The organism is Pseudomonas sp. DR48 (assembly GCF_019823085.1).
Classification (GTDB): domain Bacteria; phylum Pseudomonadota; class Gammaproteobacteria; order Pseudomonadales; family Pseudomonadaceae; genus Aquipseudomonas.
Genome location: NZ_CP081946.1, coordinates 3,712,743 through 3,725,524 on the forward strand (window position 1 = coordinate 3,712,743; position 12,782 = coordinate 3,725,524).

A 12,782-nucleotide genomic window follows, 5' to 3' on the forward strand; every position below is an offset into this window, starting at 1 on the left:
AAATTTGACTGTGCACGGTTTTTTGACTTAACTAGTGGCTGGTTCCAGATTTCAGGCGTCTACAGGCATAACGTGTCTGCAAGCGTCTAGCTTGCCCCCTCATTTCGGGCATTGAGTTGACTAGGGAAGTTGCTATTGCATGTGGCGTGAAACCAAAATTCTGCTGATTGATGACGATAGCGTCCGTCGCCGCGACCTGGCGGTGATTTTAAATTTTCTCGGTGAAGAAAATTTACCCTGCGGGAGCCATGACTGGCAGCAGGCGGTCGGCTCTTTGTCGTCAAGTCGTGAAGTGATCTGTGTCCTGATCGGGACGGTCAATGCTCCTGGCGCACTTCCGGGCCTGTTAAAGACACTCGCAACCTGGGATGAGTTCCTTCCGGTTTTGCTGATGGGCGATAATTCTTCCGTTGAATTGCCGGAAGACCAGCGTCGCCGAGTGCTTTCGACGCTCGAAATGCCACCCAGCTACAGCAAATTGCTCGACTCGCTGCACCGTGCGCAGGTCTATCGCGAGATGTATGACCAGGCCCGCGAGCGCGGTCGTCATCGCGAACCCAATCTTTTCCGTAGTCTTGTCGGCACCAGCCGGGCGATTCAACACGTCCGTCAGATGATGCAGCAAGTGGCCGACACCGACGCCAGCGTGCTGATCCTCGGCGAGTCCGGGACCGGCAAGGAAGTGGTCGCGCGTAACCTGCACTATCACTCCAAGCGTCGTGATGCGCCGTTCGTGCCGGTCAACTGCGGGGCGATCCCGGCCGAGTTGCTGGAAAGCGAACTGTTCGGTCACGAGAAGGGTGCCTTCACCGGCGCAATCACCAGCCGCGCCGGGCGCTTCGAACTGGCCAATGGTGGCACCCTGTTCCTCGACGAAATCGGCGACATGCCGTTGCCGATGCAGGTCAAGTTGCTGCGCGTGTTGCAGGAGCGCACCTTCGAGCGCGTGGGCAGCAACAAGACTCAGAGCGTCGACGTGCGCATCATTGCAGCGACCCACAAGAATCTCGAAAGCATGATCGAGATCGGTACCTTCCGCGAAGACTTGTACTATCGCCTGAACGTGTTCCCGATCGAGATGGCGCCATTGCGCGAGCGTGTCGAAGACATTCCGCTGCTGATGAACGAATTGATCTCGCGCATGGAGCACGAGAAACGCGGTTCTATCCGTTTCAACTCGGCGGCGATCATGTCGCTGTGTCGCCACGGCTGGCCGGGCAACGTTCGCGAACTGGCCAACCTGGTGGAACGCATGGCGATCATGCATCCGTACGGGGTGATCGGCGTGGTCGAGTTGCCGAAGAAGTTCCGTTACGTCGATGACGAAGACGAGCAGATGGTCGACAGCCTGCGCAGCGATCTGGAAGAGCGGGTGGCCATCAACGGGCATACCCCGGACTTCACCGCCAATGCCATGCTGCCGCCTGAAGGCCTGGACCTGAAAGACTACCTCGGTGGTCTGGAGCAGGGTCTGATTCAGCAGGCGCTGGATGATGCTAATGGTATCGTCGCCCGTGCCGCTGAGCGTCTGCGCATTCGCCGCACCACGCTGGTGGAGAAGATGCGCAAGTACGGCATGAGCCGTCGCGATGGAGATGAACAGGCGGATGATTGACGCCTGTTTTTCAAGTCGTTCATTTATGGGCGATTTTTTTTAGGCACGGGTATTGCTACATCCCTCGCAACGTTCCGTTTAACTGACGGTCAGCCAAGCGAGAGAGCACGATGCCCCAAGCCGCCCAGATGTCTCCTGTCCCTGACACTTCGGGGCTACCGTCGTCCGTAGAGCAGGCAAGCCGGCTTGGCCTTGAGCAGGCGTTCGCGCTGTTCAACCAGATGTCGAGCCAGTTGACCGATTCCTACAGCATGCTCGAAGCCCGGGTCACCGAGCTCAAGGGTGAACTGGCGGTGGTCAGTGCCCAGCGCATGCAGGAGCTGGCGGAAAAAGAACGCCTGGCCAACCGCCTGCAAAACCTCCTCGATCTGTTGCCCGGCGGCGTTATCGTCATCGACGCCCAGGGCATCGTGCGCGAAGCCAATCCGGCGGCATGCGAACTGCTGGGGCTGCCCCTCGAAGGCGAACTCTGGCGCCATGTCATTGCCCGCTGCTTCGCACCTCGCGAAGACGACGGTCACGAAATCTCTCTCAAGGACGGTCGGCGTCTGTCGATTGCCACTCGCTCGCTGGATGCCGAGCCAGGTCAGTTGGTGTTGCTCAACGACCTGACTGAAACCCGTCAACTTCAAGGTCAACTGGCTCGTCATGAGCGGCTGTCGTCTCTCGGCCGGATGGTCGCGTCCTTGGCTCATCAGATTCGTACACCGTTGTCGGCCGCTTTGCTCTATGCCAGTCACTTGACCGAACAGGAACTGCCGGTGGCCACGCAGCAGCGATTTGCCGGACGCCTGAAAGAGCGTTTGCATGAGCTCGAACACCAGGTGCGCGATATGCTGGTGTTCGCCCGCGGCGAGTTGCCGCTGACGGATCGCGTCACGCCCAAGGTGTTGATGCAGTCGCTGCAATCGGCGGCGCAGACCCATGTTCAGGAATTACCGATCCGTTGGCAGTGCGACAGTCATGCCGGCGAATTGCTGTGCAATCGCGACACCTTGATCGGGGCGATCCTCAACCTGATCGAGAACGCGATTCAGGCCAGTGCCGGCAATGTGCGTCTGAAGGTTCATCTCTATACCCGTGAAAACACCCTGCGCGTGTGCGTCAGTGACAGCGGCAGTGGTATCGAGGCAAGCGTCCTGGCGCGTCTGGGCGAGCCGTTTTTTACCACCAAGACCACCGGCACTGGCCTGGGGCTGACCGTGGTCAAGGCGGTGGCCCGTGCTCATCAAGGAGAATTGCAGTTGCGTTCGCGGCCGGGTCGCGGCACGTGTGCGCAGGTCATCCTGCCGCTTTTTTCGGGTGAACAAAACAGCGTTCAGGGAGCCGAGTGAAGGACATGGCAATCAAGGTTTTACTGGTCGAGGACGACCGCGCGCTACGCGAAGCACTGGCCGATACGTTGCTGCTCGCGGGGCACGATTACACGGCGGTCGGTTCGGCCGAGGAGGCGCTGGCGACGGTGGGTGTCGAGGCGTTCAACCTGGTCATCAGCGACGTCAATATGCCGGGCATGGACGGGCACCAATTGCTCGGTCTGCTGCGAGCGCGGCAGCCACAGTTGCCGGTGTTGTTGATGACCGCTCACGGCGCTGTCGAGCGTGCGGTCGACGCGATGCGTCAAGGTGCGGCGGATTATCTGGTCAAGCCGTTCGAGCCCAAGGCCTTGCTCGATCTGGTGGCGCGACACGCGTTGGGTAATCTCGGCGCGAGCGAAAGCGAAGGGCCGATTGCGTTCGAGCCGGCCAGTGCGCAACTGCTGGAGTTGGCGGCGCGGGTCGCGCGCAGTGATTCCACCGTGTTGATCTCTGGCGAGTCCGGTACCGGCAAAGAGGTGCTGGCGCGCTATATCCACCAGCATTCCCATCGCGCCACGCAGCCATTCATTGCGATCAATTGCGCCGCGATCCCGGACAATATGCTCGAAGCCACATTGTTCGGTCATGAAAAAGGTTCGTTTACCGGCGCGATAGCGGCGCAGGCCGGCAAATTCGAGCAGGCCGATGGCGGGACCATCCTGCTCGACGAAATTTCTGAAATGCCCCTCGGGCTGCAGGCCAAGTTGCTGCGCGTCTTGCAAGAACGCGAAGTCGAGCGCGTCGGCGCGCGCAAACCGATCAGCCTGGATATTCGGGTCGTCGCCACCACCAACCGCGACCTCGCTGGTGAAGTGGCGGCGGGGCGGTTTCGTGAAGACCTTTATTATCGGCTGTCGGTGTTCCCGCTGGCCTGGCGTCCGTTGCGCGAGCGTACCGCCGACATCCTGCCGCTGGCCGAGCGCCTGCTGGTCAAACACGTCAATAAAATGAAGCATGCGGCGGCAACACTCTCGCCCGAGGCGCAAGCGTGCCTGATTGCTTATCGGTGGCCGGGCAACGTGCGTGAGCTGGATAACGCTATCCAGCGCGCACTGATTCTGCAGCAGGGCGGTTTGATCCAGCCGCAGGATTTTTGCCTGTCCGGGCCGGTGGCCTGCGCGCCGTTGCCAGTGTTGGCGGCGGCACCCGTGCGCGCTGTCGAGGTTGAAACCGAGTCGGCCGGAGCACTGGGCGATGACCTGCGACGTCGTGAGTTTCAGATGATCATCGACACCTTGCGTGCCGAACGTGGTCGTCGCAAGGAAGCGGCCGAGCGACTGGGTATCAGCCCGCGCACCTTGCGCTACAAGCTGGCACAGATGCGCGACGCCGGAATGGACGTCGAAGCCTACTTGTTCGCCACCTGATTCGTCAGGGGCAACGCCCGGGAAGGGCTTTTGTTCAGAACGGCCACAGAGCTGGCACCCTTGTTGCTAACACCTCACTACCCGCCGAGTGAGTGTCAAAAAATTGCGGGTCGTCAACGACGTAAGCTCGTCAAAGAGAGAAGCCATGAGCCAAGGTATTGAATTCAATCGGTTGATGCTGGACATGCGTTCCATGCAAATGGATGCGATGTCTGCGCCGAAATCGACTGCCGCCGTTCCGGAACTGGGTGGCAGCAGCTTTTCCGACATGCTCGGCCAGGCTGTCAATAAAGTGAACGACACGCAGCAAGCATCCAATCAGTTGGCCAGCGCCTTCGAGATCGGCAAGAGCGGCGTCGACCTGACGGACGTGATGATTTCCTCGCAGAAGGCCAGCGTGTCTTTCCAGGCGTTGACCCAAGTGCGCAACAAGTTGGTTCAGGCCTATCAAGACATCATGCAGATGCCGGTTTAAGGACGTATTGAGTCATGGCAGAAGCAATCGCCGATAACGTTCCGGCCAAGGCCACTCCGGTAGACGGCAAACCGCCGCTGTTCGGGTTGTCCTTCCTGGAAAACCTCTCCGAGATGACCATGTTGCGTCAGGTGGGCCTGTTGGTCGGCCTGGCTGCGAGCGTGGCGATTGGCTTTGCCGTGGTGTTGTGGTCCCAGCAGCCTGATTACCGGCCTCTGTACGGCAGTCTTGCCGGCTTGGATGCCAAGCAGGTCATGGAAACCCTGGCCGCTGCCGACATTCCCTACACCGTTGAACCCAACTCCGGTGCCTTGCTGGTCAAGGCCGATGACCTGTCCCGTGCGCGGCTCAAGCTCGCGGCTGCTGGTGTCACTCCCAGTGACGGCAACATCGGCTTTGAAATCCTCGACAAGGACCAGGGCCTCGGGACCAGCCAGTTCATGGAAGCGACCCGTTATCGTCGCGGCCTGGAAGGCGAATTGGCACGCACCATTTCCAGCCTGAACAACGTCAAGGGTGCCCGCGTGCACCTGGCGATTCCGAAAAGTTCGGTGTTCGTGCGTGACGAGCGCAAGCCAAGCGCGTCGATTCTGGTTGAACTGTATTCCGGCCGCTCGCTGGAGCCGGGTCAGGTACTGGCGATCATCAACCTGGTGGCTACCAGTGTTCCTGAGCTGAGCAAATCGCAGATCACCGTGGTCGACCAAAAGGGCAACCTGCTGTCGGATCAGGCGGAAAATTCTGAACTGACCATGGCCGGCAAGCAATTCGATTACAGCCGTCGTATGGAGAGCATGCTGACCCAGCGCGTGCACAACATTTTGCAACCGGTGCTGGGCAACGATCGCTATAAAGCCGAAGTCTCCGCGGATGTGGACTTCAGCGCTGTCGAGTCGACCTCCGAGCAGTTCAACCCGGATCAACCGGCGTTGCGCAGCGAGCAGTCGGTCAACGAACAACGCACTGCCAGCAATGGTCCGCAAGGTGTGCCGGGTGCCTTGAGCAACCAGCCGCCATCGCCGGCCTCTGCGCCGCAAACCACGGGTGGCAGCACCGCAGCGGCCGGCATGGTTCAGCCAGGCCAGCCATTGATCGATGCCAACGGTCAGCAAATCATGGACCCGGCCACCGGTCAGCCGATGCTGGCGCCGTACCCGGCGGACAAGCGTCAACAGTCCACCAAGAATTTCGAGCTCGACCGTTCCATCAGCCACACCAAGCAGCAGCAGGGGCGTTTGAATCGCCTGTCGGTGTCGGTGGTGGTGGACGATCAGGTCAAGATCAACGCAGCCAACGGCGAAACCACCCGTGCACCGTGGAGCGCCGACGAATTGGCGCGCTTCACTCGCCTGGTCCAGGACGCCGTCGGTTTCGACGCCAGCCGTGGCGACAGCGTGAGCGTGATCAACATGCCGTTCTCTGCCGAGCGCGGTGAAGTGATTGCCGATATTCCGTTCTACTCCCAGCCGTGGTTCTGGGACATCGTCAAGCAAGTGCTGGGTGTCTTGTTCATCCTGGTGCTGGTGTTTGGCGTGCTGCGCCCGGTGCTCAACAACATCACCGGTGGCGGCAAAGGCAAGCAACTTGCAGGACTGGGCAGCGACGTGGAACTCGGTGGCATGGGCGGCCTGGACGGCGAACTGGCCAACGACCGCGTCAGCCTCGGTGGCCCGACCAGCATCCTGCTGCCGAGCCCGAGCGAAGGCTATGATGCACAGTTGAACGCAATCAAGAGTTTGGTGGCAGAAGATCCGGGCCGTGTGGCCCAGGTCGTGAAAGAGTGGATTAACGCAGATGAGTGATAACCGAGCCGTTGCCGCCAAACTGACCAAGGTCGACAAAGCCGCGATTCTGCTGCTGTCCCTCGGTTCCACCGATGCTGCACAAGTGCTGCGCCACATGGGGCCCAAGGAGGTCCAGCGTGTGGGCGTGGCGATGGCCCAGATGGGCAACGTCCACCGCGAACAGGTGGAGCAGGTCATGAGCGAGTTCGTCGACATCGTCGGCGACCAGACCAGCCTGGGCGTCGGTTCCGATGACTACGTGCGCAAAATGCTCACCCAGGCACTGGGCGAAGACAAGGCCAACGGCCTGATCGACCGCATCCTGCTGGGCGGCAACACCAGTGGCCTCGACAGCCTGAAGTGGATGGAGCCGCGCGCCGTCGCCGACGTGATCCGTTACGAGCACCCACAGATCCAGGCGATCGTCGTGGCGTACCTCGACCCGGACCAGGCCGGTGAAGTGCTGGGCAACTTCGACCACAAGGTGCGCCTGGACATCATTCTGCGAGTGTCCTCGTTGAACACGGTGCAGCCGGCGGCCCTGAAAGAACTCAACCAGATTCTCGAGAAGCAGTTCTCCGGCAACTCGAATGCCTCGCGCACCACCCTGGGTGGCATCAAGCGCGCGGCCGATATCATGAACTTCCTCGACAGCTCGATCGAAGGCCAGTTGATGGACTCGATTCGCGAAGTCGACGAAGACCTGTCCGGTCAGATCGAAGACCTCATGTTCGTGTTCAACAACCTGTCCGATGTCGACGACCGCGGGATTCAGGCATTGCTGCGCGAAGTGTCCTCCGACGTGCTGGTGCTGGCCCTCAAGGGTTCGGACGAAGGCGTCAAGGAGAAGATCTTCAAGAACATGTCCAAGCGTGCGGCCGAACTGTTGCGCGACGACCTCGAGGCCAAGGGCCCGGTGCGCGTCAGCGACGTGGAAACCGCGCAGAAAGAAATCCTCACCATTGCCCGCCGTATGGCCGAAGCCGGAGAAATCGTTCTCGGCGGGAAGGGCGGCGAAGAGATGATCTAAGGTCACTATGTCGTCCAAACATGATGAGTCCCAGACCGACCTGATCCGTGGCAAGGCCGTCGCCGGTTTTGACGTCTGGGCGTTGCCCAGTTTCGACCCGTTTGTGCCAGAGCCCGAGCCGGAACCCGAGCCCGAGCCGCCGGAAATGGAAGAAGTGCCGCTGGACGAAGTCCAGCCACTGACCCTCGAAGAGCTCGAAAGCATTCGCCAGGAGGCCTACAACGAAGGCTTCGCGGTGGGCGAGAGAGAAGGTTTCCACAGCGCCACGCTCAAGGTCCGTCAGGAAGCCGAAGCGATCCTGGCGCCGAAAGTCGCAGGCCTGGAACAGATGATGGTCAACCTGTTCGAGCCCATCGCCGAGCAGGACACCCAGATCGAAAAGTCGCTGATCGACCTCGTGCAGCACATCACCAAGCAGGTGATTCAGCGCGAACTGGCCATCGACTCGACGCAGATCGAACACGTCATGCGCGAGGCCCTCAAGCTTTTGCCGTTGGGCGCGACCAATGTGCGCTTGTACATCAACCCGCAAGACTTCGAACAGGTCAAAGCCCTGCGCGAGCGCCATGAAGAAACCTGGCGCATCGTCGAGGACGCGCACCTGTTGCCCGGCGGTTGCCGGGTCGAAACCGAACACAGTCGCATCGACGCCACCGTCGAAACCCGCGTGGCGCAAGTCATGGTCAAGCTGTTCGATCAGTTGCATGACCAGGCCTTGCACCCGGCGGAGCCGGATCTGAGCCTGGAATTGCCCATCGATGACAAGCCGGCAGAGGCGCCGGTAGAAGGGCAGACGGATGATCCCGATGCGCCTTGACCGCACCAGCTTCGCCAAGCGCCTGGGCAGCTACGCCGAGGTCACCGAGCTTGCCGGGGCGCCGATCCTTGAAGGGCGCTTGCTGCGCATGGTCGGCCTGACCCTCGAAGCCGAGGGCTTGCGCGCCGCCATGGGCACTCGCTGCATGGTCATCAACGACGACAGTTATCAGCCGGTGCAGGTCGAAGCCGAAGTCATGGGCTTCTCCGGCAGCAAGGTTTTCCTGATGCCGGTCGGCAGCGTCGCCGGTATTGCGCCGGGTGCCCGCGTCGTGCCGTTGGCCGACACCGGTCGCTTGCCGATGGGCATGAGCATGCTCGGGCGGGTGCTCGATGGTGCCGGTCGTGCGCTGGACGGCAAGGGTGGGATGAAAGCCGAAGACTGGGTGCCGATGGATGGCCCGACCATCAACCCGCTCAAGCGCGAACCGATCAGCGAGCCGCTGGACGTGGGTATCCGCACCATCAACGGATTGTTGACGGTCGGTCGTGGTCAGCGTCTCGGCCTGTTCGCCGGTACCGGTGTCGGTAAATCCGTGTTGCTGGGCATGATGACGCGCTTCACCGAGGCCGACATTATTGTCGTCGGACTGATCGGTGAGCGGGGTCGTGAAGTTAAAGAGTTCATCGAGCACATCCTCGGTGAAGAAGGGCTCAAGCGTTCGGTGGTCGTCGCGTCGCCGGCGGACGATGCACCGCTGATGCGACTGCGCGCCGCGATGTACTGCACGCGCATCGCCGAGTATTTTCGCGACAAGGGCAAGAATGTCCTGTTGCTCATGGATTCCCTGACCCGTTTCGCCCAGGCTCAGCGGGAAATCGCCCTGGCCATCGGCGAGCCACCGGCGACCAAAGGCTATCCGCCGTCGGTTTTCGCCAAGTTGCCGAAACTGGTGGAGCGGGCCGGCAATGCCGAGAAGGGCGGTGGTTCGATCACTGCGTTCTACACCGTATTGTCCGAAGGCGATGACCAGCAAGACCCGATTGCCGACTCGGCGCGAGGCGTGCTCGACGGACACATTGTGCTGTCCCGGCGTCTGGCTGAAGAAGGTCACTACCCGGCCATCGATATCGAGGCTTCCATCAGCCGGGTCATGCCGTCAGTTGTCAGTCCCGAGCACATGACGCGCGCGCAGATGTTCAAACAGTACTGGTCGCGTTATCAGCAAAGTCGCGACCTGATCAGCGTAGGTGCCTACGTGCCGGGCGGCGATCGAGAAACCGACATCGCGATTTCGCTGCAACCGGCCATGACCACCTATCTGCGTCAGGGCTTGAACGACAACATCGGCATGGCGGCCAGCGAAAACCATCTCGCTACCATCTTCGCCCCGGCAGCGGGCGGCTAACCGGTCATGGCCCAAAGCCGTGCGGCACGCCTGGCACCCGTGGTGGAAATGGCTGAAAAGGCCGAAAAAACCGCGGTCATGCGCCTTGGGCACTTTCAGGGCCAGGTGCGTCTGGCGGAAAGCAAGCTCGCCGACCTCGAAAGCTTCCGCCTCGATTATCAGGAACAATGGATCGTACGCGGCAGCAGTGGCGTTTCCGGCCAATGGTTGCTCGGCTATCAAGGCTTTCTTGCACAACTGGGCACGGCCATCGATCAGCAGCGCCAGAGCTTGAACTGGCACCAGAACAACCTCAACAAGGCGCGCGAGTCCTGGCAGCAGGCGTTTGCACGGGTTGAAGGGCTGCGAAAACTTGTACAACGTTACATAGCCGAAGCGCGCAAGCTCGAAGACAAACGCGAGCAGAAGCTGCTGGATGAATTGTCCCAGCGGTTGCCACGGCATGATCCGTACTAGGTCTGGCGGGCCCACGAAGGCGTACTTGATGACTTCGCGACTTTCCAGCCTTGCTCCCATCCCCGCCAAGTGCTAAACCTTGTACACGCACGTCCATCCATGACAAGGAAGCCGTTACATGTCAGTTACTGCAGAAACCTCCCAGGAAGGGAAAACGCTGACGATTTCGATCAAGGGACGCTTCGACTTCGGCAGACATCAGGAATTTCGTGAGTCCTACGAAAAACTCAACACGAAACCCGACTCTGTCGTCATCGATCTAAAAGAGGCCACTTACCTCGATAGCTCGGCGCTGGGCATGTTGCTCCTGCTTCGTGATCATGCGGGTGGCGACAACTCCGATGTCCGCTTGATCAACAGCAGTTCAGATGTGCGCAAGATCCTCGCCATCTCCAATTTCGATAAGCTGTTCGACATCAGTTGAAGGCCGTGCAGTCACTCGAACCGCTGACAATCCTCATCGCTGAAGACAGCGCGGCCGATCGCATGCTGCTGTCGAGCATCGTCCGTCGCCAGGGGCATGCCGTGCTCACGGCCGCCAACGGTGCCGAGGCCGTCGAGGCTTTTCGCCTGCAACGCCCGCACCTGGTGCTGATGGACGCCATGATGCCGGTCATGGACGGATTCGAAGCGGCGCGGCAAATCAAGGATCTGGCCGGGGAAACCCTGGTGCCGATCATCTTCCTGACCTCGCTGACTGAAAGCGAAGCGCTGGCCCGTTGTCTGGAGGCCGGCGGCGACGATTTTCTGGCAAAACCCTATAACCAGGTGATCCTTGCCGCCAAAATCAAGGCAATGGACCGCTTGCGACGGTTGCAGGCCACGGTGCTGCAGCAGCGGGACCTGATCTCCAAACATAACGATTACTTGCTCAATGAGCAGCGAGTGGCCAAAGCCGTGTTCGACAAGGTCGCGCATTCGGGCTGTCTGAATGCACCGAACATCCGCTACCTGCAATCGCCTTATGCGCTGTTCAACGGCGATCTACTGCTCGCGGCGTTCACCCCGGCCGGCGACATGCACGTGCTGCTGGGCGATTTCACCGGTCATGGTCTGCCCGCTGCCGTCGGCGCCATGCCTCTGGCTGAAGTCTTCTATGGAATGACGGCCAAGGGCTACGGCCTGGCCGAAACCCTGCGCGAGATGAACGCCAAGCTCAAACGCATCCTGCCGGTGGATATGTTCTGTTGCGCCACGCTGCTGTGCCTGAGCTTTCAGCGACGTTCGGTGGAAGTCTGGAACGGCGGGATGCCGGACGGTTACCTGCACCGCATCGCCAGCGGTGAGCGCACGCCGCTGTTGGCGCGACATTTACCACTGGGGGTGCTTAGCCCGCAAACCTTCAATGACAGCACCGAAGTGTTTCCGATGGCCGTTGGCGATCGTGTATTCCTGTTGTCGGACGGGGTCATCGACACCTGCGATGCCAACGAACGGTTGTTTGGCGTGGAGCGCTTGCAGCGGGTGTTTGCGGCCAATCGAGAGCCCGATGCGCTGTTCGAGGAGATCGAGCAGGCGTTGCGGGATTTCCGTGGCGAAGCGCGCGATGACGTGAGCATGGTCGAGATCAGTCTGCTGGAAGCGGCGCAACTGAGCCCGCCAGCGCTGGTGTATTCCGACAGTGGCCAGTCATGCCCGCTGGATTGGTCGGTGAGTTTCGAGTTCCGTGCCGATACCCTCAAACGATACAACCCGTTGCCGTACCTGTTGCAATTACTGCTTGAGGTGCATGGCCTGCGGGCTCAGAGTGGTGCGCTCTACAGTGTACTGGCGGAGCTTTATTCCAATGCCCTGGAGCATGGCGTGCTCGGTCTGGATTCCAGTCTCAAGCGCGATGCGGCGGGTTTCGCCCGCTATTACCAGCAGCGTAATGAGCGGCTGGATGAGTTGCGAGACGGTTACGTGCGGGTGCATCTGCAGATCGCGCCGCACGGCGAGGGTGGTCAACTGATTATCCGGGTAGAAGACAGCGGCGAAGGTTTTGACGTGGCCCGGGTGATGGAGCGTCCCATCGATGGTGGTCGTCTGTCGGGGCGCGGTGTCAGTCTGATCCGCCAGTTGAGCCGCAACGCGAGCTGGTCCGACAATGGTCGTAGTGCGCGCGTGGAGTTTTTCTGGGACGCTCTGGCATAATTCACCCATTCTTGATCAAGGAGTGAGCAAGTGGCTGACACACACCTGAATCGCGATGTGCTGAGCACGTTGCGGGAAGTGATGGAAGATGAGTATCCAGTGTTGTTGGATACCTTCCTGGCAGACTCCGAAGAGCGATTGCTTCTTCTGCGAAAGGCTGAAGATCCCGTCACGTTGATGGACGCCGCCCATAGTTTCAAGGGGAGCAGCAGCAACATGGGGGCCACTCGCCTCACTGAGCTTTGCAGTGAGCTTGAGCAGCGCGCCAAGCAAAAAAACCTCGCTGGCATTGAAAAACTGGTCGGGGAAATTGATCGCGAGTTCGCCTTTATCCGACCGCTGTACGAGGCGGAGCGCCAGCGCTCTCCCGCTGGCTAAGGCTACCATTCGGCACTTTTG

The 12,782-nt window shown here is 60.4% G+C and carries 12 protein-coding genes; all 12 read left to right on the forward strand.

The window, feature by feature from the left end:
• The first annotated feature begins 139 nt into the window (after positions 1 to 139).
• Positions 140 to 1,615 carry a sigma-54 dependent transcriptional regulator gene (locus K5K95_RS16740; protein ID WP_090181532.1) on the forward strand — a complete coding sequence of 492 codons (1,476 nt, stop codon included), beginning with the start codon at positions 140 to 142 and terminating at the stop codon, positions 1,613 to 1,615.
• Positions 1,616 to 1,725: 110 nt separating this feature from the next.
• Positions 1,726 to 2,949 (forward strand): sensor histidine kinase, encoded by a 1,224-nt coding sequence (locus K5K95_RS16745; RefSeq protein ID WP_409999703.1) that lies wholly within the window; start codon positions 1,726 to 1,728, stop codon positions 2,947 to 2,949.
• Between the two features lie 5 nt (positions 2,950 to 2,954).
• Positions 2,955 to 4,340, forward strand: a complete 1,386-nt coding sequence (fleR, locus tag K5K95_RS16750; RefSeq protein ID WP_222585235.1) for a sigma-54-dependent response regulator transcription factor FleR — start codon at positions 2,955 to 2,957, stop codon at positions 4,338 to 4,340.
• Positions 4,341 to 4,485: 145 nt separating this feature from the next.
• Positions 4,486 to 4,815: a flagellar hook-basal body complex protein FliE gene (gene fliE / locus K5K95_RS16755; protein ID WP_008072611.1), complete on the forward strand. Its 330-nt coding sequence runs from the start codon at positions 4,486 to 4,488 to the stop codon at positions 4,813 to 4,815.
• 14 nt (positions 4,816 to 4,829) lie between these two features.
• The gene (gene fliF / locus K5K95_RS16760; RefSeq protein WP_222585236.1) at positions 4,830 to 6,617 is read left to right on the forward strand and encodes a flagellar basal-body MS-ring/collar protein FliF; all 1,788 of its coding nucleotides are present in this window, start codon (positions 4,830 to 4,832) and stop codon (positions 6,615 to 6,617) included.
• Positions 6,610 to 7,629 (forward strand): flagellar motor switch protein FliG, encoded by a 1,020-nt coding sequence (gene fliG / locus K5K95_RS16765; protein ID WP_007894195.1) that lies wholly within the window; start codon positions 6,610 to 6,612, stop codon positions 7,627 to 7,629. Before fliF ends, fliG begins: the two co-directional genes overlap by 8 nt.
• A 7-nt stretch (positions 7,630 to 7,636) precedes the next feature.
• On the forward strand, positions 7,637 to 8,446 hold the full coding sequence (gene fliH, locus K5K95_RS16770) for a flagellar assembly protein FliH (RefSeq protein WP_222585237.1): 810 nt from the start codon (positions 7,637 to 7,639) through the stop codon (positions 8,444 to 8,446).
• Entirely contained in the window at positions 8,436 to 9,794 is a 1,359-nt protein-coding gene (gene fliI / locus K5K95_RS16775) for a flagellar protein export ATPase FliI (protein ID WP_222585238.1), read from the forward strand. Before fliH ends, fliI begins: the two co-directional genes overlap by 11 nt.
• Before the next feature lie 6 nt (positions 9,795 to 9,800).
• Positions 9,801 to 10,250 (forward strand): flagellar export protein FliJ, encoded by a 450-nt coding sequence (fliJ, locus tag K5K95_RS16780; protein ID WP_222585239.1) that lies wholly within the window; start codon positions 9,801 to 9,803, stop codon positions 10,248 to 10,250.
• A gap of 118 nt (positions 10,251 to 10,368) precedes the next feature.
• The gene (locus tag K5K95_RS16785) at positions 10,369 to 10,674 is read left to right on the forward strand and encodes an STAS domain-containing protein (protein WP_222585240.1); all 306 of its coding nucleotides are present in this window, start codon (positions 10,369 to 10,371) and stop codon (positions 10,672 to 10,674) included.
• A gap of 5 nt (positions 10,675 to 10,679) precedes the next feature.
• Entirely contained in the window at positions 10,680 to 12,383 is a 1,704-nt protein-coding gene (locus K5K95_RS16790; RefSeq protein WP_222585241.1) for a fused response regulator/phosphatase, read from the forward strand.
• Positions 12,384 to 12,413: 30 nt separating this feature from the next.
• Positions 12,414 to 12,761, forward strand: coding sequence for an Hpt domain-containing protein (locus tag K5K95_RS16795; RefSeq protein ID WP_222585242.1), 348 nt, complete (start codon positions 12,414 to 12,416; stop codon positions 12,759 to 12,761).
• The last annotated feature ends 21 nt before the right edge of the window (positions 12,762 to 12,782 follow it).

Coding starts and splice junctions, on each gene's coding strand:
- K5K95_RS16740 (WP_090181532.1), top strand. CDS start 140: ATGTGGCGTGAAACCAAAATTCTGCTGATTGATGACGATAGCGTCCGT.
- fliF (WP_222585236.1), top strand. CDS start 4,830: ATGGCAGAAGCAATCGCCGATAACGTTCCGGCCAAGGCCACTCCGGTA.
- fliE (WP_008072611.1), top strand. CDS start 4,486: ATGAGCCAAGGTATTGAATTCAATCGGTTGATGCTGGACATGCGTTCC.
- fleR (WP_222585235.1), top strand. CDS start 2,955: ATGGCAATCAAGGTTTTACTGGTCGAGGACGACCGCGCGCTACGCGAA.
- K5K95_RS16745 (WP_409999703.1), top strand. CDS start 1,726: ATGCCCCAAGCCGCCCAGATGTCTCCTGTCCCTGACACTTCGGGGCTA.
- fliJ (WP_222585239.1), top strand. CDS start 9,801: ATGGCCCAAAGCCGTGCGGCACGCCTGGCACCCGTGGTGGAAATGGCT.
- K5K95_RS16785 (WP_222585240.1), top strand. CDS start 10,369: ATGTCAGTTACTGCAGAAACCTCCCAGGAAGGGAAAACGCTGACGATT.
- fliI (WP_222585238.1), top strand. CDS start 8,436: ATGCGCCTTGACCGCACCAGCTTCGCCAAGCGCCTGGGCAGCTACGCC.
- fliG (WP_007894195.1), top strand. CDS start 6,610: ATGAGTGATAACCGAGCCGTTGCCGCCAAACTGACCAAGGTCGACAAA.
- fliH (WP_222585237.1), top strand. CDS start 7,637: ATGTCGTCCAAACATGATGAGTCCCAGACCGACCTGATCCGTGGCAAG.